This window comes from Acidaminococcus sp. (assembly GCF_050873445.1).
GTDB lineage: Bacteria > Bacillota > Negativicutes > Acidaminococcales > Acidaminococcaceae > Acidaminococcus.
Genome location: NZ_JBNMIU010000008.1, coordinates 11,624 through 32,600, shown reverse-complemented (window position 1 = coordinate 32,600; position 20,977 = coordinate 11,624). Strand labels below are relative to the sequence as shown.

The window sequence follows — 20,977 nt, the reverse complement described above, 5'->3', positions numbered from 1 at the left end:
CTCCTCTATCTTACAGGTCGCAGCGCATCAGGATCGCCGCTTCCCCATTATCTCCGTAATAACCTTCCCGCCGTCCGCATTCCGTAAATCCCACATGATCATAGGTGCGCCGGGCCGGGATATTGCTTTCCCGTACTTCCAGCGTCATTTCGAAGGCTTCCAGGCGCCGGGCTTCCTCCTGCATGGCTTCCAGAAGGCGCAGGCCCAGTTTCTCGCCCCTCCGTCCGGGATCCACCGCCAGGCGCATGACCTGGGCTTCCCCGGCCACCAGCCAGAAACCGCCGAACGCCACGGGTACCCCATCCTGCTCCAGAGCGATGTAGTGCCCCAGCCGACCAGCCAGTTCATCCCGCCATGCAGCTTCCTCCCAGGCTTCCGCAAAGGAGCCGGCATCCAGCGGCAGCAGCCACTCCAGATCTTTTTCCACCAGGGGTCTTACCGTCCCTGTGGATGTCTCTTTTCCCATAATTCCTCCGCTTCCGACCGCCGGATGTAGAAGGGATCCATCCCGAAATAGGCATATTTATCCACTTCCGGGTCGAACTGTTTTGCGCCCAGGATCGCTGCAGAAGAACCCCGGGGCAGACGGGCGCTTTCCGGTGCCATGGATACCTTCCTGAATTCTCCCTCCATGGGTACCCGCTGGCACTCACCCATGAGGACGGCCGGTGTATCCCCTGCTTCCAGTCTGGCAGCCAGTTCCTTGCCGGCCACGATCTCTACGGGCGCCAGTTCCACCAGCTGGCCATCCTTCCAGGCATAGCTGCCCACATACAGGTTACCCTTCTGGGCATCCAGGACAGGTGTCAGACGCACCCCGGACACCGGCAGATTATAGGCGATGGCCTTCAGGGTATCCACCGCCACCAGAGGCTTGTCCAGGGCGTAGGCCATGGCTTCTGCAGTCGCCATGCCGATGCGCAGGCCCGTAAAGGAACCCGGCCCCCGGCTCACCGCAATCAGGTCCAGTTCTTCTTTTTTCACCCGGGCCAGCTTCAGCAGGGTCTCCAGCTGGGGAACCAGCCCCTCGGAGTGCGTCAGCCCCACATTGATGTCCAGGCTGCCCAGGATCTTCTCATCCTTACAGACGGCTACCGAGCACACCCGGGTCGCCGTATCCATTCCTAATATCAGCACGTCATTACCCTTCCTGGCCGTACTCTTTCATGAGAGCCCCGGCCAACTCCTCATACCGTTTTCCGTGGGGCAGGAATTCCACTTCCCGTCCCTCTCCTTTGCGGGAGAATTTCAATTCCAGATTTTCTTCCGGCATGGCATCGGGGAACAGCTCCGCCCATTCAACGAACGTCACCCCGTCCCCTCCGGCATATTCGGAAAAACCAATGTCTTCCAGTTCTTCCGGCCAGTTGATCCGGTACAGATCGAAATGTTTGATGTTCAGTTCTTTTCCATGATATACGTTCATCAAGGAAAAAGTCGGCGAAGTGACCTCCTTGGGGTCCACTCCCATGGCCGTGGTGGCCGCCGTCACCAGGCAGGTCTTCCCCGTTCCCAGGTCTCCGTTCAGAAGGAACACATCCCCCTCCCGGCAGAGCTGGCCCAGGCGCCGTCCCAGTTCTTCTGTGGCCGCTTCATCCGGACAATATACAGCTGCCATTGTTCCACCCCTCTCGCTCATCATTCGCAATATCTTATTATAACATAAAAACGGGACTGCCGCACCGGACAGTCCCGTTTCAGTTCCGTATTCTGTTAGTCAGCCACCGGACCGGCGGACGCAATATCGTCCGTCACTTTGCCCTGGAATTTCTTGAAGTTTTCCTGGAACAGTCTGGCCAGTTTCCGGGCTGTTTCGTCATAGGCAGCCTTATCTTCCCAGGTGCTTCTGGGGTTCAGCACGTTGCTGGGCACATTGGGGCAGGATTTGGGGATGGAAACGCCGAACATGGGCATGGTCGTCCAGCCTTCCTTGCCCAGTTCTCCATCAAGCGCCGCATGGATCATGGCACGAGTGTAAGCCAGTTTCATCCGGCTGCCCACCCCATAAGGGCCCCCGCTCCACCCGGTGTTCACCAGGTACACGTTGGTTTCATGCCTGGCGATCCGTTCACCCAGCAGTTTGGCATAGGTCAGCGGCTGCAGCGGCAGGAAGGGTGCCCCAAAAGCCGTGGAGAAGGTAGCCTGGGGTTCCGTGATTCCCCGTTCCGTACCGGCCACTTTGCTGGTGTACCCCGTCAGGTAATGGTACATGGCCTGTTCCTTGGTCAGTTTGGAAATGGGAGGCAACACGCCAAAGGCATCGGCCGTCAGGAAGATGATGTTCCTGGGATGGCCGGCCATGCTGGGCAGCTTGGCATTGGGGATATAATTCAGCGGATAAGCCACACGGGTATTTTCCGTGATGCTGCTGTCGGAGAAATCGGGTACCCCGTTCTTGGGATCTACCACCACGTTTTCCATGACGGCACCGAACCGTACAGCGCCGTAGATTTCCGGCTGGCTGTCTTCCGTCAGGTCGATGCACTTGGCGTAGCAGCCCCCTTCGATGTTGAACACACCGTTGTCGCCCCAGCCGTGTTCATCATCGCCGATCAGGCTGCGATGGGGATCAGCGGACAGGGTGGTCTTGCCGGTACCGGACAGGCCAAAGAACAGGGCCACATCACCCTTGGGCCCTTCGTTGCAGGAGCAGTGCATGGTCAGGATGTCCTGCAGAGGCAGCAGGTAGTTCATGACGGAGAAAATGGATTTCTTCAGTTCGCCGGCGTACAGGCCGCCGCCGATCAGGACCACTTTCTTGTCAAAGTTCAGGATGATAAAGGTTTCCGAATTGGTGCCGTCCACAGCGGGATCCGCTTCCACGCCGGGCAGGGAAATCACAGTGAAATCTTCCTGTACAGTGCTGGGCTCATCTGTCTTGATGAACAGCTGGCTGACAAATACGGTCTGCCAGGCTTTTTCATTGATGAATTTCACCCGGATCTGGTATTTGGGATCAGCCCCGGCCTTCACGTTTTTCACATAGACCTTATGGGTCTTGATATACGCTTCACATTTGGCATACAGCTTGTCGAAGGTTTCCTGGCTGCAGGGCTGGTTGTTGTCCCAGTTCACCACGTTATGGGTGAGCGGCGTATCAACAATGAATTTATCCTTGGGAGAACGGCCCGTATGGGTACCGGTAGTCACCCGCAGGGCGCCCCGATCAGAAAAAGTCCCCTCTCCATTACGGACGGCTTCTTCAATCAATTCACGAACGCTCAAATCTCTTACAGTTTCTTTCGCTTCCGCTAACAATCCGGCACTGATCATATTGTATTCCTCTCCTATATCCACTCTTGGCTCCTGCATCACCCCGGAGCCATCATTGTATACAAGACTCATTATATGCTATTTTCCGAAAATTGACAACCAGATAAAAAAATTGCCGCCCGCAGGCGGCAATTTGCTGATCAGTACAGGATCTTGTTGGCAATGACCATACGCTGGATCTGGTTGGTTCCTTCGTAAATCTGCAGGATCTTGGCATCCCGCATCTTCTTTTCCATGGGATAATCTTTCATGTACCCATAGCCGCCCATGATCTGCAGTGCATCGGTAGCTACTTCCATGGCCACATCGGAAGCGAAGCATTTGCTCATAGCAGCTTCCTTGCCGAATTCCACGCCCTTATCACGCATCCAGCAGGCTTTGTGGACCATCAGACGGGCCGTTTCCACTTTCATAGCCATATCGGCGATCATGGCCTGAACCATCTGGAAGGAAGCAATGGGCTGGCCGAACTGTCTCCGTTCCCGGGCATAGTGAGCAGCGATATCCAGGCAGGATTGTGCCAGACCTACGGCTACAGCAGCAACGAAGGGACGGGCACTGTCCAGGGTGTTCATGGCGATACGGAAGCCCTGGCCTTCACGGCCTACCCGCATGCTCTCGGGAACCACCACGTTTTCCAGGATCAGTTCACAGGTATTGGAAGGACGGATCCCCATCTTGTCTTCTTTGCGGCCTACGGAGAAACCAGGAGTGCCTTTCGGTACGATGAAGGCCGTCAGCCCGCGGATTCCACCGGTTTTCCGGGTATTGGCAAAAATCAGGAAACTGTCGGCGATGCCGCCATTGGTGATGAACACTTTGTTCCCGTTCAGCACATAGTGGTCCCCTTCTTTTACAGCCTTGGTGGAAACGGCACCGGCATCGGAACCGGCACCCGGTTCGGTCAGGGCGAAGGCAGCCAGTTTTCCGTCATTCAGCAGGTCACACTGGTATTTTTTCTGTTCGTCGTTGCCGGCGATCAGGATAGGATAGGAAGCCAGCGCATTGGCCGCAATGGAAGTTGCGATGCCGGCGCAGCCCTTCCCCAGTTCTTCATAAATGGTTGCGATGGTGATGCTGTCCAGGCCAGGACCACCATATTGTTCAGGAACCACCAGGTTCAGCAGCCCCATGTCGCCGGCCTTTTTGAAGATTTCCGGTCTGGCATGGTTTTCCCGGTCCATTTCTTCGGTATAGGGTACGACTTCCTTGTCTACGAAATCCTTAACCATTGCCTGCAGTTCCAATTGCTCTTCGGTTAATGCGAAATCCATAAGGTTCCTCCTGTTTTATCGTTATTGCTCACGTTTTTAAGCCTAAATGCAGGCTTATTTTACCACTTTTTCGGAATTTCGTCAAAATGACCGATCACGAACATGGTCCCTGTCACATCAGCCATTTCCTTTCCCGTATGGTCATAGATCATGACTCTGACCACCATGGTGGAACGGCCCGCATGGATCAGTGAAGCCTTGGCCCACACCTTTTCCTTGGCGCTGGTATTGCTGATGAAGTTGATGGAGCTGGACAGGGTCACCACCTTGCAGCCTATGCTGTACCCTACGGCTCCCATGGCCGTATCCGCCAAGGTAAACAGAGCACCGCCGTGGATCACTCCGTACCGGTTCCCGTGTTTGTGTTCCGGGTCGGCATCCATACTCAGTTCGCAGTACCCGCAGGTCACTTTTTCCAGTTTCACATCCGCCAGCTTCATGAAGGAGTTCGCATCGAACTTCTGTTCCATCCAGCCCGGGATTTCTTTTGCCGTCAGCAATTCGTTCACTCCTTTAAAAAGGGGCGCTCTGCAGCGTCCCCCCATCTGTTCTTGATATGCCTATTATACCGCACTTTTACAGAATATACACGCGTACCCGCCGACGGCCCCATTCAAGCGCCTGTCCGCGGTTGTCAAATGCCAGGTCGATTTTATTGCCCTTGATCGCCGAACCGATGTCGCAGGCATATCCTTCGCCATAGCCCATAATATACATTCTCGTACCCAGAGGGATCAGTACCGGATCCACGGCCACCACACCCCGCCGCATGGGGATCCCTGAATAGGTGATTCCCGTCACACCCGGGTCCTGGGGGCTGTACCCCGTGGTTTCCATCATCCATGTTTTCCGGAACCGGCCAAAATCCAGTTTGCTCTGTTTGCTCATCAAATTGTAGATTGACCAGGTAACCTGCCCGGTCTGGGGTTTCCGGTTCTTTTGCTGAAATTTCCTGACTGCAATCTGTGTCCCTGTTCCGAACTCTCCATCTATATCGCCGTGATAGTAGTTTAATTTGGACAACATAGCTTGTACTTCTTCCACCTTTTGACCCTTAGACCCCAAAACCGCCACTGGTTTCACAGTGGCGGCTTTTCCGGTCAGGGGCGTCAGGAGAAGGAGCAGGAGCGCCAGCAGGAGACCATTGGTCTTGTGACGCACTGTGCGACTTCCTCCTTTTTTGCCTGCATCCTCTTCTTACAGGATGTTGTTTTTGTAGTCGGTATACAGGCCTTCCAGTTCTTCCATCTTGGCATCAAGGGTCTTCTGCAGATTGGAAGCCTTGTCGAAGTCTTCCTCAGCAAAAGCTTTGCCGATCTGGGTGAACAGGCTGGTGCTGGTATCCGTATCTTTGGCGATCAGGATCCGCAGTTCCTGTACTCTCTGCCACATGCCATCGTCCCAGGCGGTGCTGCTTTTGCTGACAACCGGTTTCATGGAAACGATCTTCGTTCTGTAATCAGGGATGATGTGTTTCAGCAGTTCGGTCTGCCACCGGATCAGAGCACCGGTTTCAAAAGATTTCAGGTAAACCGGTTTGATGATGTCGCCCTGGGTCAGCACAGCAACCTTTTCAGGATAGGCATCGAAAGCTTTGCAGTTTTCCCATACGGTCGCAGGCGGTTTGCCGAAGTATTTATTCCGTTCGTCTTCCGTATAATCTTCGAACACATCGTTTTCGGAACGATATTCACGGTCTTTTTCCAGATAGAAGCCTTCTTCGCCGGTCTTCTTGGACAGTTCAGCACACAGGCCATCGGTGCTCTTGCCGGAACCCAGAGCGGCTTTGATGCCGTCCAGGGCAGCCATGTAGAAACCAGCCAGTGCCATATAGGTGTTGGTGAAGGGGTTCGGTGCACGCATTTCAAAACGGGTGGCTTTCGGGTTGTCCAGATCGCGGATCAGACCTGCCAGGATGGTACGGTTCCGGGAGGGGATGTCCGGAGCCTTGCCCAGAGAAGTCACGATGCAGATCGGAGCTTCAAACCCGGGTTTCAGCCGTTTGAAAGCATCGGTGGTGCAGGAAACAATGGGATTCAGGACTTCGTAGTTCTTCAGGATACCCATCAGAGCACCATACCCTACAGCAGACAGGAAGTCCTTCGTCATGTCAGCAGGGCTGAACAGGTTGTGGAACTTGCCGTCCTTGGTGATGCAGCCCATGCCTACATGAGTATGTTCGCCGCTGCCGGCTACGCCAACAATGGGTTTTGCCAGGAAGGAAACTTCCAGGCCGTTGGCACGGAAGATTTCTTTCACTACGGTGCGGACCAGGATTTCATTATCAGCAGCCTGCAGACCGTTGGAATATTTCCAGTCGATTTCCAGCTGTTCGTTCACATGGGTCATATTGCCGTTGGCATCCAGCTGGCCGCGGACGCCGCCCACTTCTTTATGGCCCATTTCCGGTTCCAGGCCATAGAGATCCAGGACTTCAACGGCCTGTTCCAGAGCGGTACGCACGTTGCCGCGGGTACGGGCCCAGTATTGTTCCTGCATGATCTGGGAGGAAGACAGGGCTTCGGTAGAAACATTTTCCGTGGGGGTCTTTACCCAGAATTCCAGTTCCGTTGCGCTGGTGAAGGTGACTTTGTCCACATCATCAGCAGCAAATGCCAGGCCGGGGACCTGGCCTTCAGCCTTCATGGCTTTCAGGGTTTCATCCGCAACGTATTCCAGGGTCTTCTTCAGCAGATACCGGGAATCCACAAATTCACCGTTGTGTTTCAGGAAGCAGGGAACCCGCAGGGTGCCTACCAGTTTGCCCGTTTCCGGATCGATGTGTTCCAGGTTGTAATCGATGAACCAGTTCACGGACAGGTCAGCCACCATATCTACACGGGCATCATTCAGAGAAGCGACGCCAGGCAGCACCACAGAAGAACCATCGGTCTGTGCGGTATGATGGTACAGCATGGTATCCATGTCATCCAGCAGTGCGCTGATGGGAACCTTTTCATCCGTATCGTTCCCAGCGAAATCGATGCCCATAAAGGACACGAATTTGATTTCAGGATGTTGAGCCAGCAGAACCTTTAACGTATCCGGTGTTAATTGACTGGGTTTAATGACGTACAGTAAATCTTTTTCGTACATAATTGAAATCCCCTTTCCCCTCGATAACTTGAAATTCTTTTCGAATACCTGGCTTGGTTAATGGAACCCTTCCAAAACCCGTATCCTTGTTTACGTGCCTTATTATAGCACAAAGGATTCCGTCTGCCTAGAGGGAAAACGATTTTTTTCGAATTATTTTATTGCTATATTTATTTAATGTTCGATTTTATTAACGATGTTTTGATGATTCTACTATAAAACATTGATTATAATCAATTACAGGCTTTATTTCCGAACTTTAGTTGAGTAAAGAGGTTATGAAATACGCCTCTGCAGCTCCTGCACTTTGGCTGGCATCAGCGAAGTTCCGCCAGCCAGTGAAGCAGTGCCTCACCTTTCCACAATCTGTCTGTAATGCTGCCTTGCATCCCGGTAGGCAGCCAGAATGGCTTTGCCGGAGGAGCCGAAATACCTTCCGTTCACTTCCTGTTCCAGGAACACGGAATCCAGGACCATGGAATGGTTCAGGAACAGCTTCCGGATGAAATTCCGGGTCAGTTCCAGGGTCGCATTGCAGTCCACGTCCACGATCTCCCCGGTGCTTTCCACCACCTCGAAAGCCATGTAGAACACTCCATAGATCTTGGTGATGGCATTGTCCATATTCGTCCGTGCTTCTCCCGTAATATAAAGAGTCCGTTTGTCCATATTCCAGTTTCTCCTTCAGCCATATTCGGCCCACATAAAAAGAGGGGGTGTGAAAAACATTTTTCACACCCTCTTTGATCTTTCCAGCCTGGATGTCTTTCTCATTATACCCCTCAGGCCATCATTTTCAAGATATAGCCGCAGATCAGACCGGCAAAATTCCCGACGGCGGCACCCAGCACCCCCATCAGCACGCCGATGCCGGCGTAGGATTCATTATAGGCCGAAGCCACGATGGGCGCCGATGCTGCCCCGCCGATGTTGGCCAGGGATGCTGTGGACACCATGCACAGATCCCAGTGGAACAGCTTGCTGAGCACGTACATGAGGACTACATGCACCGCCAGGATGAAGAATCCGTACACCACCCACATGGGCGCACTCAGAAGGTCCATGACGGAAGCAGTGGAGGCCAGCAGGGACACTACGGCATACAGGTATACGCTGGACAGTTCCTCCACTGCCGGTACCCTGCCCAGAGGACTCATGGCGCAGATCAGCCCCAGTACGGTGACGAACACCGTCGTCATGGTGCCCTTATCGAACATCCCAAGTCCCACAGCCTTTAAAGAAGCATTCAGGGATGCGCCCACGCTCTGGCTGATGGCAGACACCAGCAGGGACACACCGATCAGGAAGATCCAGTCAGCCGCCCCGGCTTTTTTCTTTTCCTTGGCCACTTCGGCTGCAGCCGCATCTGCCACGGCCTGCAGCTTGGAAGTGTCGGCCTTGACAGCGTTATTCCATCTGGAGGCGTATTTCACCATGAGCAGCAGCAGGGCAATCCACACGGAATAGCACACTGTATCCAGGGCCAGGGCGCAGCTGTAGGCACCGGCATCCACCGGCAGGGCCGCCTGCATGGCCGCCATGTTGGCAGAACCTCCGACCCATGAGGCGTACAGAGCAGCTACAGCGCCCCAGCTGTCACTTCCCAGAAAACCCTTGAAGATCGGATAGCCGATGACAAAGCCCGCAAACAGCGTCACGGAGCAGCCCAGGAAGATGGCCACCATCCGGCCGCCCAGTTTGGCCAGTTTCCGGAAATCGCAGCGCAGCAGCATGACGAAGATCATGGCATACAGCAGGTTGTTCTTCAGTGCCTTGTAGGCAGCGGAAACTTCCTTGGAATGGTACAGGCCCATGGTGCAAAATACCATGTTCAGCACGTAGATCCACACCAGAGGCGGAACCAGGTTGAAAATCTTCCACTTGGTGTATTTTTCCAAAGCCAGGAGCCCCCCTGCCAGGAACATCAGGAACGCAATATAGGTAAATCCGTTGGTAATGACCATCGTTCATCTCCCCTTTCTTGTTTCCCGTCCGGATGGTCAGTCATCCAGGTAACGGATGCCTTCGATGCCGGTAATGCCCAGTCCCGGTGCATCGCTGACAGTAATCTGTTTTTCGTTGAAGACGGCACCGCCCAGGACCGGATCTTCTGAGCACAGTACCGGCCCGTCCAGGTCGATCCTGGTGATGATCTTCCGGGCGCAGGCCAGGTGGACAGCCGCATTGACACTGACCTTGGCCTCCAGCATGCAGCCGATCATGCATTCTACCCCGCAGACCTCTGCCAGGGTGGCGATTTTCAGGGCATTGGTCAGTCCGCCGCATTTCATCAGTTTGATGTTGATCAGATCCGCTGCCTGCATCTGGACGATCTTCAGGGCATCTTCCACGGAAAAGACGCTTTCATCAGCCAGCACGGGGACATAGGACCGTTCCGTCACATACTTCAGACCTTCGTAATCATGCGCTTTCACCGGTTGTTCCACCAGCTCGATGTCCAGTCCCTTATCCTGCATCTGGTTCAGCAGCTTCACTGCCTGTTTCGGAGTCCAGGCCTGATTGGCATCGATGCGGATCCGGATGTCCGGTCCCACCGCCTGACGGATGGCAGCCAGCCGGGCCACATCCAGGGAGGGATCGATGCCCACTTTCACCTTCAAGGTATCATACCCCCGCTCCACCGCATTTACGGCGTCCCGGGCCATTTCTTCCGGCGGGTTCACACTGATGGTCAGGTCAGTGACAATCTGGTTCCGGGCACCACCCAGCATCTTGTACACCGGAATGCCGTACTTCTTGCCGTACAGGTCCCAGAGGGCAATATCTGCCGCTGCCTTGGCACTGGTATTTTTGACGATGCATTTCTGCACCGCCTGGGTAATATCCTCGAAATCATCCACATCCCGTCCTGTCAGGGTCTTGCTGATGTGATCCTGGAAGGCCCCGATGATGGCCCCCGTGGTATCCCCGGTGATGGCACCGGTGGGAGGTGCTTCCCCAAATCCAACTTCCCCGGTATCCGTATGGATCTCCACGATCACGTCTTCCACACTGTTGACCTGGCGCAGGGCCGTCTTGAAGGGCACCCGCAGAGGGACGGAGATCCGCCCCAGCCGTACTTTCGTAATCTTCATGATGATTCCTCCTTACCTGGCCAGCCGATAGAGAGCTTCCGCATAGATATGGGCATTCAGTACCAGCTTCTCGATTTCCCAGTATTCATTGGGCAGGTGTTCCCGCACCGCATCCCCCGGGAAGATGGGACCGAAGGCCACGATATTGGGAATGGCCTTGGCATAGGTGCCGCCGCCGATGCACAGGGTGCCCGGTTTGAAATCCGTCATCTCCCCATATACCTGGAGCAGGGTCTGGATATAGGGTGTCCGGGGATCCACGTACAGAGCCTTCTTGTGGGTTTCTGCCACTTTCGTAAACCCGGCACCGGCAAAGGCAGCATCCAGTTTGGGAGCGCAGTCCTCATAGTGCTTCGTCACCGGGTACCGATAGTTGATCTTCACCGTCAGTTCCGTTTCACTGGCTTCCGCCACCCCTACATTGAAGGACAGTTTTCCGGAATCAGCATCTTCCAGACAGATGCCCAGCGATTCCCCATGGACCTCCAGGCCGATTTTGTCTGCCAGAAAAGCCATGGTATCCTTCAGTTCCGTACAGAAGGGCAGCTGGGCCAGTGCTTTGAACAGTCGGCCGGCAGCATTTTCGCCCTGTTCCGGATGGGCCGCATGGGCCTGTACCCCCTGCGCCGCCACCTTCAGCCCCTCGGGGACCACTTCCCACCGGACCTTGGGTTCCGGTGTCACCACTTCTTCCAGCAGCCGGGTGGCTTCCGCCGGAGTGCAGCCTACAAACGCTTCCGCCAGAGCAGGTACCACGTTGAAGGCGGAGCCGGCCTTCAGGCTCTTCAGGACAAGCGGGCCGCTCTGGGTATATTTTCTGGAGAAAGTTACATTGATAATTCCCTTTTCCCCGTTGATCACCGGATATTCTCCGTCAGGCGTAAAGCCGCACACCGGGATTTCCCCGCCCTTTTCCAGGTAATGTTTCATATCGGCACTGCCGGTCTCTTCATTGGTGCCAAACAGAATGCGGATCCGCCGTTTCAGAGGCACTCCGCTGTCCTTCAGGGCCTTCAGGGCATACAAAGCAGCAGTGGTGGGACCTTTATCATCCATAGTGCCCCGGCCGTACACATTGGTCCCGTCACAGTCGCCGCTGTAGGGATCCCTGTCCCAGCCTTCTCCTTCCGGCACCACGTCCAAATGCCCCAGGACAGCTACCATCTCCGTCCCTTCTCCATATTCGCACCAGCCCATGTAGTGATCCACATTCTCCGTTATGAACCCCATAGCGGCAGCTTTCTCCAGCATGAATTCCAGGCATTTCGCCGGCCCTTCCCCGAAAGGTTTCCCCGGTTGTGCGTCTTCCCGGACACTCTTGATCCGAATGGCCTGCTGCAGCGTTTCTACCATGGCCTGTTTGTTATTGTCCACCCATTTTGATAATTCCATTGGTCTGCCTCCCTGACTGATGACTGAAATGCCGCCCCGGGATATAAAAAAGCCAGCAAGGCATAAAACCCCTGTTTTACACCATTGCTGGAACTCATCTTGCTCCCTGGGACATTGGCGGATGTTCCACACAAAATGAAGCAGCATTTCTATCGATTTACACTATTACTTTACTTGATTCCCCATTCTGTGTCAATCGATTTGTCTAATATTTTTACATTATATAGTATTTTGTATACATGTTGACGGGCAAAATGTTCACAGTTATAATGACAATAGCAAAAAGAATTTACAATTCAGGAGGTTGTCCCATGCGCAAAGGAAGATTCATCAAAGCTGCAACCCTGGGGCTGTGCGCCGCCCTGTTGCTGCCTCCCGCCGTCCTGGCTGCCAGGGCGAAGAAAGGCATTCCCGCTCCTGCCAGGAAACAGCTGACCGCCGAGCTGGATGCCATGATCGGCCACAGCGGCACCCATGTGCCCGGTCTGGGGGTAGAAGTATATAAAAACGGCAAAAAAGCCTACACCCATTTCGCCGGCCACCGGTATTTTGCGGAAAAGCCCGGCCAGAAAGACCTGCCCATCACCAGCAGGACCCGGTTCCGTGCTGCGTCCGTATCCAAGATGTTCACTGCCTTCACCATCATGCAGCTGGTGGATGAGGGCAAATTGAAGCTGGATGAAGATGTAAGCGATCTGCTGGGCTTCAGGCTGCGGAACCCCAACTATCCGGATACACCCATTACCGTACGCATGCTGCTCTCCCACACCTCCAGTCTCCGGGACGGCAAGCTGTACGCCATCCCTCCCTCTGACTCCGTGCAGGAATTTTTTACAGAAAAAGGCAAATTCTATGAAGGCGGAGACCACTTTGCCCCCCTGGGCCAGGCCCCGGGCAGGAGCTTCAAATATTCCAACATCAACTACGGTCTCCTGGGCACCATCATCGAAAAAGTCACCGGTGAACGATTCGATCAATACCAGAAGGACCACATCCTGAAACAGCTGGACATCAAAGCGGACTATACCCCTGGCAACCTGTCCAGAGGAGAATTCAGCAACCTTGGCGTGATCTACCAGAAAAACAGCAACGGCAAATGGGATGAAAACGGTCGCTGGATCCCCCAGATCGATGATTACCAGGGAAAGCAGCCCCCGAAGGATCAGGTGAAAGTGCAGAATCCGGACCACCGGGATCTGGATACCTTTTATGATCTGAAGGACTATGTCCCCGGCACCAACGCCACCATCTTCTCCCCCCAGGGCGGTCTGCGGATCAGTTATGACGAACTGGGCCATACGCTGGAAATGCTGGTGAACGGAGGCCGATACAAAGGGAAGCAGATCATCCGTCCGGGACTGCTGAAAGAGATGATGACGCCCCAGTGGACTTATGATCCGAAGAATCCCAACGGTTTTACCTATGGCGGCTCCATCGAATCCTATGGCCTTGGCCTGTATCAGATCAGAGGAAATGGCACCAGCCGTGCCGTCAAAGATCATGAACTGGATCTGGTGGGCCATACCGGCGAAGCCTACGGCCTGCTGTCCGGGGTATTCCTGATTCCCGGCACGAAGGATGGTTTCATCTATATGATGAACGGCGAAGCCATTGCCGAAGACGACGATCCCCGCAGTGCCGGCCGGTACAGCGGCAATTACGTGTGGGAAGAAAACATCATGGATACCATCTGCCGGAATGCATTTTTTTGAAAATCAATGACAAAAGAGCTGTCGCTCAATGCTGCGACAGCTCTTTTTCGTATGCATCCAGCACCTGTTCCAGTGCTTCTTTTGTCAAGGTCTGGTTGATGGCGTTGCGATAGAACGCACTGCGGGGCAGGCCATGGAAATAATGGGCCCCGTGACCGCGCATTTCCCGGACAGCCACCTTCTCGCCCTTGAAAGCAATCAGATCCCGCAGGTGCCGCCGCACCATGGCGAACCGTTCCTGCAGGGTCACTTCCGGTACAGGCTCACCAGCCAGGGCCGCCTTCACCTCCCGGAAAATCCAGGGATTGCCCTGGGCGCCCCGGGCAATCATGATGCCATCACAGTGAGTGGCTTCCCGCAGAGCCAGGGCATCCCGGGCCGTGAACACATCCCCGTTGCCGATGACCGGGATGGAAACTGCCTCCTTCACCTGGCGGATGATATCCCAGTCCGCTTTCCCGCTGTAGAACTGGCCCCGGGTACGGCCATGGACGGCCACTGCTGCCACCCCGGCTTTTTCCGCCAGCCGGGCGATCTCCACAGCATTTTTGTGCTCGTCATCCCAGCCGGCCCGGAACTTCACCGTCACCGGCAGATCCACTGCGTCCACCAGGGCACACAGGCAGGCATAGGCCCGTTCCGGATCCTTCATCAGAGCGGATCCTTCACCGTTGGACACGATTTTGTGTACCGGGCATCCCATGTTGAAGTCGATGGCATCAGCTCCATGTTCCGCCACGATTCTGGCGCCCTCCGCCAGTTCTTCCGGCACAGAGCCAAACAGCTGGATGGCCACTGGATGTTCCCGGGGATCCACCTCCAGCATGGCAAAGGTCTTGGGGTTCTTGAACAGCAGTGCCTTGGCACTGACCATCTCCGATACCACATAGTCGGCCCCCTGTTCCCGGCAGATCACACGGAATGGCAGATCTGTCACCCCGGCCATCGGGCCCAGGATCACCGGATCCCTTGTAAAGATATTCTGTTCCTGCATATGTTCCTTTCTCATAAAGAAAAAATGGGGAAACGGCCTGACCGTTCCCCCTCATTTTTTCCTGATCAATATTGCCGGGTATGGTTCATATTGTAGAGGAGCCGCAGACCTTCCAGGGTCAGGAACGGTTCCACCACATCCACGTGTTCCGATTCAGAAGCCATCAGCTTGCCGAAACCGCCGGTGGCCACAACGAATGCCTGTCCATCCAATTCTTTTTTCATGCGGGTAATCAGACCGTCCATCTGTCCCACAGCCCCGAAGATAACTCCGCTGCGCATGGCATGGATGGTGTCCCGGCAGATGGCTTTGGGAGGTTTGATCAGTTCGATCCGGGGCAGTTTGGCCGCCTTCTGGAACAGGGCTTCTGCAGAAATGCCGATGCCCGGGGCAATGGCACCCCCCAGGTATTCCCCGTTCGGCCGCAGGGCACAGAACGTAGTGCACGTACCAAAGTCGATGATAATCAGGTTGCCCTTGTCGCCGTACATTTCATGGGCAGCCACTGCGTTCACGATCCGGTCAGCCCCGATCTGGGACGGATCATCATAATCCAGCTGCAGGCCCGTCTTGATTTCGCTGGTCACCACAAAAGGTGTGATTCCAAAATACCGTTTGCACATGTTGCACAAGGGCACCAGCAGGGGCGGCACCACTGTGGAAATGATGATATCCTCGATATCCTTCATATCCATGCCGCTGTAGGCAAACATGCTCCCCAGGACAATGCCGAATTCATCCGAAGTACGGGAACGGATGCTGGAAATCCGCCAATGTGCCTGCCAAGCCTTGCCGTCATGAACGCCTACTACGATATTGGTATTCCCAACATCCATTACCATCAACATGGTCTCATTACCTCCAAAATATTCCGGTCTAGTATATCAGGGCCTCTCTACCCTGGTCAGAAACGCTTTTATTATAGGGGGAAAGCCCGAGAAAGTCAAGGAATTCGCCACATGCCTCCGGCTTTCAGAGCCCGGCGGATGCGGATGCCAAGGAGGGCTACCAGGAAGCTCTTGACAATGTCCAGCGGCAGGAAGGGAACCACTGCCAACGCCATGGTCCTGCCCCAGGTCATGGGCTTATGCAGGAAACAGGCAAAGCTCAGCTTGAAACCGATGGCCCCGATGGCGTAGCACACCACCATGGTGAGCGCCAGATACCCGAAGTTCTTCAGCAGGCTGTCCCCACTTTTGCCGCAGCTGATCTTTCCGGACAAAAAGGCCACAAGGGGGAAACTGATCAGGAAGCCCCCGGTGGGTCCTGCCAGCATGACGATGCCCGACTGTCCCTGGTTGAAAACCGGCAGGCCCAGGCAGCCCAGCAGCAGCCAGACGATGATGCTCACCGCCCCCCACACAGGACCCAGCAAGAAGCCGGTCAGCATGGCCATGAAAGTCTGCAGGGTGATCGGTACCGGCCCGATGGGAATGGTCACATAAGAGCTGACGATCATCAGAGCCGCAAACAGGGCTGCCCCCATTAAATCCCTTGTACGAGTCATGCGTATTTCCCCTTTCCCTGGGCCGGACGGATGGACACATCTCCCGCCAGCACCGTTTCCACTGTACCATCTTCCTTCCGCACCTGCAGGGCCCCGGTGCTGTCAATATCCATGGCCGTGCCCACGTAGGTCTTGTCCGGTGCGATGACTTTCACCTGCTTGCCCAGAGTGATGGAATACTTCCGCCACTGGTCGAAAACAGCCCCGAACCCGTTCTTACAGGCTTCGTCATAATACAGTTCCATATAATCCAGTACCCTGGCCAGGAGTGCCACCCGATCCACCTTATCGCCGGTCACATCGGTGATGGAAACAGCCGAAGCCCGCAGGTCCTCCGGAACCATTTCCTTCGGTACGCACACATTGATGCCGGTGCCGCACACCAGGTAATTGATGTGGCCGAATTCGGCGCTCATTTCCGTCAGGATGCCCACCAGTTTCTTCCCTTCCAACAGCACATCGTTGGGCCACTTGATCTGGGCTTCCACGCCGCATACTTCCCGGATGGCCCGTACCACGGCCACTGCGGCCAGCAGGGTCATTTTGGGCGCTTCCTGGGGCAGGAAAGTGGGTTTCAGCAGTACGGAAAACCACAGCCCCTTGCCCTTGGGGCTGAACCATCCTCTTCTCAGCCGGCCCTTGCCGCCGGACTGTTCTTCGGCTACGCAGACAGTGCCATCGGCAGCCCCCTGCTCCGCCAGTTTTTTCAGTACTTCGTTGGAGCTGACCACACTTTCCTCATAACAGATGTGACGGCCCAGGAACCGGGTATGGAGCTTTTCGCCAATTTCCGATGGCAGCAGCTTGTCGGGCACGCTGGTGAGCACATACCCCTTCTTCGTGAAGGCTTCGATGCCGTATCCTTCCTCCTTCAGCACCTGGATGTGTTTCCAGATGGCCGTCCGGGTGATGCCAAGGGTTCTGGCCAGTTCTTCTCCGGAAACCGGTTCCGGAGCCTTGTCCCGCAGGATCTTCAAAATTTCGTTGCGCATAACAGCACTTCCTTTCGTTTCCATATATTTAGGATTTAGTTAACACAACTGTCAAAAGAAAAGGGGGTGTGAAAAATGTTTTCTCACACCCCGTCAGAAGCTGCTACCCGATGGGATCTGCTTCCCCATCCCTGGGTTCATGAGCATCCTCTCTGGGAGGCACTTCCCCTTTTTCCAGGATATGGCCATATTTGATCAGTTCTTCCACTTCATGGCCTTCTAGGGTTTCCCGTTCGATCAGGTTCCTGGCAATCAGGTGCAGTTTGTCCATATTGTCGTTCAGCAGTTTGACAGTGCCTTCGTAAGCTTCATCGATGAACCGGCGGATTTCACCGTCAATCTGGGCAGCCACTTTTTCACTGTAGTCATTCTGGCGTCCGATATCCCGGCCCAGGAATACCTGTTCCTGGCGATGGCCGAAAGTCACGGCCCCCAGGACCTCGCTCATGCCGTATTCGCAGGTCATGCGGCGAGCCAGTTCCGTAGCCCGCTGCAGGTCGCTGCTGGCACCGCTGGAGATTTCGTGCAGCACCAGGGCTTCAGCTACCCGTCCGCCCAGCAGCACTTTCAGCTGATCCAGCATTTCACTGCGGGTTGCATAGTACCGGTCTTCCGTAGGCAGGCTCAGGGTATAGCCGCCCGCCCGGCCTCTGGGGATGATGGTGACCTTATGCACCGGATCCGTATGATCCAGCAGCATGCCCACCAGAGTATGCCCGCCTTCATGGTAGGCTGTCAGTTTCTTTTCTTCATCGGTAATGACCCGGCTTTTCCGTTCCGGTCCCATCATCACTCGTTCAGCGGCTTCTTCCAGATCGCTCATGGTGATGGTCACCTGGTTGTTCCGGGCAGCCAGCAGGGCTCCTTCGTTCACCAGGTTGGCCAGATCCGCCCCGGTGAAGCCGGGCGTCTGACGGGCGATCACACCCAGATCCACACTGGAATCGATGGGTTTGCCTTTGGCATGGACCCGCAGGATAGCGCGGCGGCCCCGGATATCCGGTTTGTCCACCACGATCTGCCGGTCAAAGCGGCCCGGCCGCAGCAGGGCCGGATCCAGGATATCCGGACGGTTGGTGGCGGCAATCATGATGATCCCTTCATTGGCTCCAAAGCCGTCCATTTCCACCAGCAGCTGGTTCAGCGTCTGTTCCCGTTCATCGTGGCCGCCGCCCAGACCGGCACCTCTCTGCCGGCCCACAGCATCGATTTCGTCGATGAATACGATACAGGGAGCATTCTTCTTGGCCTGGTCGAACAGATCCCGCACACGGGAAGCGCCGACGCCCACGAACATTTCCACAAAATCAGAACCGGAGATGCTGAAGAAGGGCACGCCGGCTTCCCCGGCCACGGCCTTGGCCAGTAGGGTCTTACCAGTTCCGGGAGGCCCATACAGCAGTACGCCCTTGGGAATCTTGGCCCCCAGCTGATTATACTTCTGAGGCGCTTTCAGGAATTCCACCACTTCTTCCAGTTCCTGTTTGGCTTCGTCAGCCCCGGCCACATCCTTGAAGGTGACCTTGCTCTTGCCGTCCCCATACAGTTTGGCTTTGCTCTTGCCGAAACTCATGACCCGGCTGCCGCCGCCCTGGGCGTTATTCATCATGAAGAACCACAAAATGACGATGACCACCATGGGCAGTATGGAAGTCAGCAGGTTGCTGAGCATGGAGGGCTGAGGCGGCAATTCCGCCTTGATTTCCACATCCCGGGCTTCCAGGGTTTCCACCAGTTTGTTGTCCCGGGGGGCAATGGTAGTGAATTCGGCTCCGTTCTTCAGTTTGCCCTTGATCACGGAGTTGTCCACAATGGTAACATTCTTCACCTCATCCTGCTGGACTTCCTTGATGAAGTTGCTGTAGCTCATTTCATTCTTGGGAGTGCTGGAAGCATTGTAATAATCATAGATCCAGACCCCTACGATGACGATGAGCAGGTAAAATACAAGATTGCGGATAAACTTACTCACACTTGGCTCCTTTCCTGCCTGGGGCGTTTCCCGCTTTGCCTCAGGACATGGAGAAATTATTTTTCATAGACGGAACGTTTCAAAATGCCCACGTAAGGCAGGTTCCGGAATTCTTCATCATAATCCAGGCCGAAGCCCACCACGAATTCATCGGGAATCTCGAACCCGGAGTAATCAGGCAGCACTTTCACCAGACGGCGTTCCTTCTTATCCAGCATGGCCGCAAATTTCAGGGATTTCGGGTTGCGGTTGTGGAACAACTCGCCCACAGCCTTCAGCGTCAGGCCGGTATCCACCACATCATCCACCAGCAATACGTTCTTGCCGGCGATATTGCGGCTGGTATCGTAGTCGATTTCCACTTTGCCGGAAGATTTGGTGCCAGAACCATAGGAAGAGGCCTTGATGAAATCGATGCGCACGGGGACAGTAATGTGCTGGGTCAGTTCCGTCAGGAAGTAGGCAGCTCCCTTCAGCAGGCCGATGACTACCAGTTCTTCCCCGGCGTAATCCCTGCTGATCTGGGCGCCCATTTCAGCGATGCGAGCTTTCATCGTTTTCTCGTCGATCAGGATCTTTTCAATTTTGTCGTTCATTTCTTTGACGCTCCTTTTGTGCTAGTTTGGCAGCCCGTTCCTCTTCCCGGGACCGCTGGTTCTTTCCCACCATCAGCCGGCCGTTCAGATAGATCAGCCGGACACTGCCGGGGATATCCAGGGCTTTGTTGCCCACTCCCCGTGCAATCATATCCAGGATTTTCTGGACATGTTCATAACCGATTTCACTGCCGCCCACTTTCCGGGCCAGGATCCGGATCACCCGGCTCTGGAGAGCCAGGGGCAGGGCGGCAAATTCTTTTTCCACCTTGATATCCCAGGTGTCAAAGACTTCCCGTCCATAACAGTTGATATACCGTTTGGCCTGGTGTTCCAGGTAGGCTTCATCATCGGCCGCCAGGGACGCCGCCTGGGCAAGCTGCTTGCGGATCTGGGGATTCTGGGTTTCCAGGAGGGGCAGCAGTTTCTGCCGTACCCAGTTCCGTTTCAGGGTCAGATCCCCGTTGCTGCTGTCCTGGCAGTAGGTCAGCCCCTGCTCCTCGCAGTAGGCTTCCGTATCCCGCCGGGTAATGCCCAAAAAGGGACGGGCCAGATAACCGCTCACCGGCAGCATCCCCCGCAGGCCCCGGGTACCGGCACCCCGCAGCAGATTGAGCAGCACCGTTTCCGCCTGGTCATCCCGATGATGGGCCAGGAAGATGGCTGCCGCATCCGCTTCCTTCCGGCTGGTTTCCAGGGCTTCATAGCGCAGCCGCCGGGCCGCATCTTCAATGGAAAGCCCTTCTTTTTGGGCCAGTTCTCCAGCGTCCACATCCACCCGTTTGAATGCCAGTCCGTTCTGTGCGCAGTACGCTTCTACCAGGCGGGCATCCCGTTCGGCTTCTTCCCCCCGGAGATGGTGCTGCACATGGACCACCAGGACCCGTACCTGATCCTCTTCTCCCTGTTTGGCCATGGCGTCAGTCAGGGCCAGGGAATCGGCACCCCCGCTGCAGGCGGCGATCACCGTCGTTTGAGGCTGCCAGAGTGGAGAATCTGCCACCAGTTTCTTCATGCTGTCTTCCAGAATACTCACGTCTTCCACTCACTCCTTAATAAAAAAAGGTACTTCCG

20 protein-coding genes are annotated in these 20,977 nt (G+C 55.2%); 1 reads left to right on the top strand and 19 read right to left on the bottom strand.

The window, feature by feature from the left end:
• Window positions 1–10: 10 nt before the first annotated feature.
• From rimI to pepV, 12 genes are all read right to left on the bottom strand, one after another.
• The gene (gene rimI, locus ACR0QW_RS02570) at window positions 11–466 is read right to left on the bottom strand and encodes a ribosomal protein S18-alanine N-acetyltransferase (protein WP_432642167.1); all 456 of its coding nucleotides are present in this window, start codon (window positions 464–466) and stop codon (window positions 11–13) included.
• Window positions 436–1,137: a tRNA (adenosine(37)-N6)-threonylcarbamoyltransferase complex dimerization subunit type 1 TsaB gene (gene tsaB / locus ACR0QW_RS02565; RefSeq protein ID WP_432642166.1), complete on the bottom strand. Its 702-nt coding sequence runs from the start codon at window positions 1,135–1,137 to the stop codon at window positions 436–438. Before tsaB ends, rimI begins: the two co-directional genes overlap by 31 nt.
• 4 nt (window positions 1,138–1,141) lie before the next feature.
• Window positions 1,142–1,618 (bottom strand): tRNA (adenosine(37)-N6)-threonylcarbamoyltransferase complex ATPase subunit type 1 TsaE, encoded by a 477-nt coding sequence (gene tsaE / locus ACR0QW_RS02560; protein ID WP_432642165.1) that lies wholly within the window; start codon window positions 1,616–1,618, stop codon window positions 1,142–1,144.
• Window positions 1,619–1,713: 95 nt separating this feature from the next.
• On the bottom strand, window positions 1,714–3,273 hold the full coding sequence (pckA, locus tag ACR0QW_RS02555) for a phosphoenolpyruvate carboxykinase (ATP) (protein ID WP_432642191.1): 1,560 nt from the start codon (window positions 3,271–3,273) through the stop codon (window positions 1,714–1,716).
• Between the two features lie 140 nt (window positions 3,274–3,413).
• On the bottom strand, window positions 3,414–4,547 hold the full coding sequence (locus tag ACR0QW_RS02550; protein WP_432642164.1) for an acyl-CoA dehydrogenase family protein: 1,134 nt from the start codon (window positions 4,545–4,547) through the stop codon (window positions 3,414–3,416).
• Between the two features lie 59 nt (window positions 4,548–4,606).
• On the bottom strand, window positions 4,607–5,056 hold the full coding sequence (locus ACR0QW_RS02545; protein WP_432642163.1) for a PaaI family thioesterase: 450 nt from the start codon (window positions 5,054–5,056) through the stop codon (window positions 4,607–4,609).
• Between the two features lie 67 nt (window positions 5,057–5,123).
• On the bottom strand, window positions 5,124–5,708 hold the full coding sequence (locus ACR0QW_RS02540) for a 3D domain-containing protein (RefSeq protein ID WP_432642162.1): 585 nt from the start codon (window positions 5,706–5,708) through the stop codon (window positions 5,124–5,126).
• A gap of 36 nt (window positions 5,709–5,744) precedes the next feature.
• Window positions 5,745–7,643, bottom strand: a complete 1,899-nt coding sequence (locus ACR0QW_RS02535; RefSeq protein ID WP_432642161.1) for a glutamine synthetase — start codon at window positions 7,641–7,643, stop codon at window positions 5,745–5,747.
• 351 nt (window positions 7,644–7,994) lie between these two features.
• Complete coding sequence (locus ACR0QW_RS02530) at window positions 7,995–8,312, bottom strand: DUF3870 domain-containing protein (protein ID WP_432642160.1); 318 nt, start codon at window positions 8,310–8,312, stop codon at window positions 7,995–7,997.
• Window positions 8,313–8,425: 113 nt separating this feature from the next.
• Window positions 8,426–9,607 carry a DUF819 family protein gene (locus ACR0QW_RS02525; protein ID WP_432642159.1) on the bottom strand — a complete coding sequence of 394 codons (1,182 nt, stop codon included), beginning with the start codon at window positions 9,605–9,607 and terminating at the stop codon, window positions 8,426–8,428.
• A 36-nt stretch (window positions 9,608–9,643) separates the two neighbouring features.
• The gene (locus ACR0QW_RS02520; protein ID WP_432642158.1) at window positions 9,644–10,738 is read right to left on the bottom strand and encodes a dipeptide epimerase; all 1,095 of its coding nucleotides are present in this window, start codon (window positions 10,736–10,738) and stop codon (window positions 9,644–9,646) included.
• A gap of 12 nt (window positions 10,739–10,750) precedes the next feature.
• Window positions 10,751–12,130, bottom strand: coding sequence for a dipeptidase PepV (gene pepV / locus ACR0QW_RS02515; RefSeq protein ID WP_432642157.1), 1,380 nt, complete (start codon window positions 12,128–12,130; stop codon window positions 10,751–10,753).
• A 311-nt stretch (window positions 12,131–12,441) separates the two neighbouring features.
• On the opposite strand from pepV, the gene ACR0QW_RS02510 reads away from it, so the two are divergent.
• A complete protein-coding gene (locus ACR0QW_RS02510) occupies window positions 12,442–13,842 on the top strand; it encodes a serine hydrolase domain-containing protein (protein WP_432642156.1) in 1,401 nt (466 codons plus the stop codon).
• A gap of 25 nt (window positions 13,843–13,867) precedes the next feature.
• On the opposite strand, the gene dusB is transcribed toward ACR0QW_RS02510, so the two are convergent.
• The 7 genes from dusB to tilS form a co-directional block, all read right to left on the bottom strand.
• Complete coding sequence (dusB, locus tag ACR0QW_RS02505; protein ID WP_432642155.1) at window positions 13,868–14,836, bottom strand: tRNA dihydrouridine synthase DusB; 969 nt, start codon at window positions 14,834–14,836, stop codon at window positions 13,868–13,870.
• A 65-nt stretch (window positions 14,837–14,901) separates the two neighbouring features.
• The gene (locus ACR0QW_RS02500; RefSeq protein ID WP_432642154.1) at window positions 14,902–15,684 is read right to left on the bottom strand and encodes a type III pantothenate kinase; all 783 of its coding nucleotides are present in this window, start codon (window positions 15,682–15,684) and stop codon (window positions 14,902–14,904) included.
• Between the two features lie 95 nt (window positions 15,685–15,779).
• Window positions 15,780–16,343 carry a biotin transporter BioY gene (locus tag ACR0QW_RS02495; protein WP_432642153.1) on the bottom strand — a complete coding sequence of 188 codons (564 nt, stop codon included), beginning with the start codon at window positions 16,341–16,343 and terminating at the stop codon, window positions 15,780–15,782.
• The gene (locus tag ACR0QW_RS02490; protein ID WP_432642152.1) at window positions 16,340–17,335 is read right to left on the bottom strand and encodes a biotin--[acetyl-CoA-carboxylase] ligase; all 996 of its coding nucleotides are present in this window, start codon (window positions 17,333–17,335) and stop codon (window positions 16,340–16,342) included. The genes ACR0QW_RS02495 and ACR0QW_RS02490 overlap by 4 nt, the downstream gene beginning before the upstream one ends.
• A 103-nt stretch (window positions 17,336–17,438) precedes the next feature.
• The gene (gene ftsH, locus ACR0QW_RS02485; protein WP_432642151.1) at window positions 17,439–19,307 is read right to left on the bottom strand and encodes an ATP-dependent zinc metalloprotease FtsH; all 1,869 of its coding nucleotides are present in this window, start codon (window positions 19,305–19,307) and stop codon (window positions 17,439–17,441) included.
• Between the two features lie 56 nt (window positions 19,308–19,363).
• Window positions 19,364–19,903 carry a hypoxanthine phosphoribosyltransferase gene (hpt, locus tag ACR0QW_RS02480; RefSeq protein ID WP_432642150.1) on the bottom strand — a complete coding sequence of 180 codons (540 nt, stop codon included), beginning with the start codon at window positions 19,901–19,903 and terminating at the stop codon, window positions 19,364–19,366.
• Window positions 19,887–20,939 carry a tRNA lysidine(34) synthetase TilS gene (gene tilS, locus ACR0QW_RS02475; protein ID WP_432642149.1) on the bottom strand — a complete coding sequence of 351 codons (1,053 nt, stop codon included), beginning with the start codon at window positions 20,937–20,939 and terminating at the stop codon, window positions 19,887–19,889. Before tilS ends, hpt begins: the two co-directional genes overlap by 17 nt.
• Window positions 20,940–20,977: the final 38 nt, after the last annotated feature.

What these genes read in the sequence shown, in the direction of transcription:
- ACR0QW_RS02495 (WP_432642153.1), bottom strand. Translation starts at nt 16,343, where the DNA reads ATGACTCGTACAAGGGATTTAATGGGGGCAGCCCTGTTTGCGGCTCTG.
- dusB (WP_432642155.1), bottom strand. Translation starts at nt 14,836, where the DNA reads ATGCAGGAACAGAATATCTTTACAAGGGATCCGGTGATCCTGGGCCCG.
- ACR0QW_RS02500 (WP_432642154.1), bottom strand. Translation starts at nt 15,684, where the DNA reads ATGTTGATGGTAATGGATGTTGGGAATACCAATATCGTAGTAGGCGTT.
- ACR0QW_RS02530 (WP_432642160.1), bottom strand. Translation starts at nt 8,312, where the DNA reads ATGGACAAACGGACTCTTTATATTACGGGAGAAGCACGGACGAATATG.
- ACR0QW_RS02535 (WP_432642161.1), bottom strand. Translation starts at nt 7,643, where the DNA reads ATGTACGAAAAAGATTTACTGTACGTCATTAAACCCAGTCAATTAACA.
- pepV (WP_432642157.1), bottom strand. Translation starts at nt 12,130, where the DNA reads ATGGAATTATCAAAATGGGTGGACAATAACAAACAGGCCATGGTAGAA.
- ACR0QW_RS02520 (WP_432642158.1), bottom strand. Translation starts at nt 10,738, where the DNA reads ATGAAGATTACGAAAGTACGGCTGGGGCGGATCTCCGTCCCTCTGCGG.
- ACR0QW_RS02550 (WP_432642164.1), bottom strand. Translation starts at nt 4,547, where the DNA reads ATGGATTTCGCATTAACCGAAGAGCAATTGGAACTGCAGGCAATGGTT.
- ACR0QW_RS02510 (WP_432642156.1), top strand. Translation starts at nt 12,442, where the DNA reads ATGCGCAAAGGAAGATTCATCAAAGCTGCAACCCTGGGGCTGTGCGCC.
- rimI (WP_432642167.1), bottom strand. Translation starts at nt 466, where the DNA reads ATGGGAAAAGAGACATCCACAGGGACGGTAAGACCCCTGGTGGAAAAA.
- ACR0QW_RS02525 (WP_432642159.1), bottom strand. Translation starts at nt 9,607, where the DNA reads ATGGTCATTACCAACGGATTTACCTATATTGCGTTCCTGATGTTCCTG.
- pckA (WP_432642191.1), bottom strand. Translation starts at nt 3,273, where the DNA reads ATGATCAGTGCCGGATTGTTAGCGGAAGCGAAAGAAACTGTAAGAGAT.
- ACR0QW_RS02490 (WP_432642152.1), bottom strand. Translation starts at nt 17,335, where the DNA reads ATGCGCAACGAAATTTTGAAGATCCTGCGGGACAAGGCTCCGGAACCG.
- hpt (WP_432642150.1), bottom strand. Translation starts at nt 19,903, where the DNA reads ATGAACGACAAAATTGAAAAGATCCTGATCGACGAGAAAACGATGAAA.
- tsaE (WP_432642165.1), bottom strand. Translation starts at nt 1,618, where the DNA reads ATGGCAGCTGTATATTGTCCGGATGAAGCGGCCACAGAAGAACTGGGA.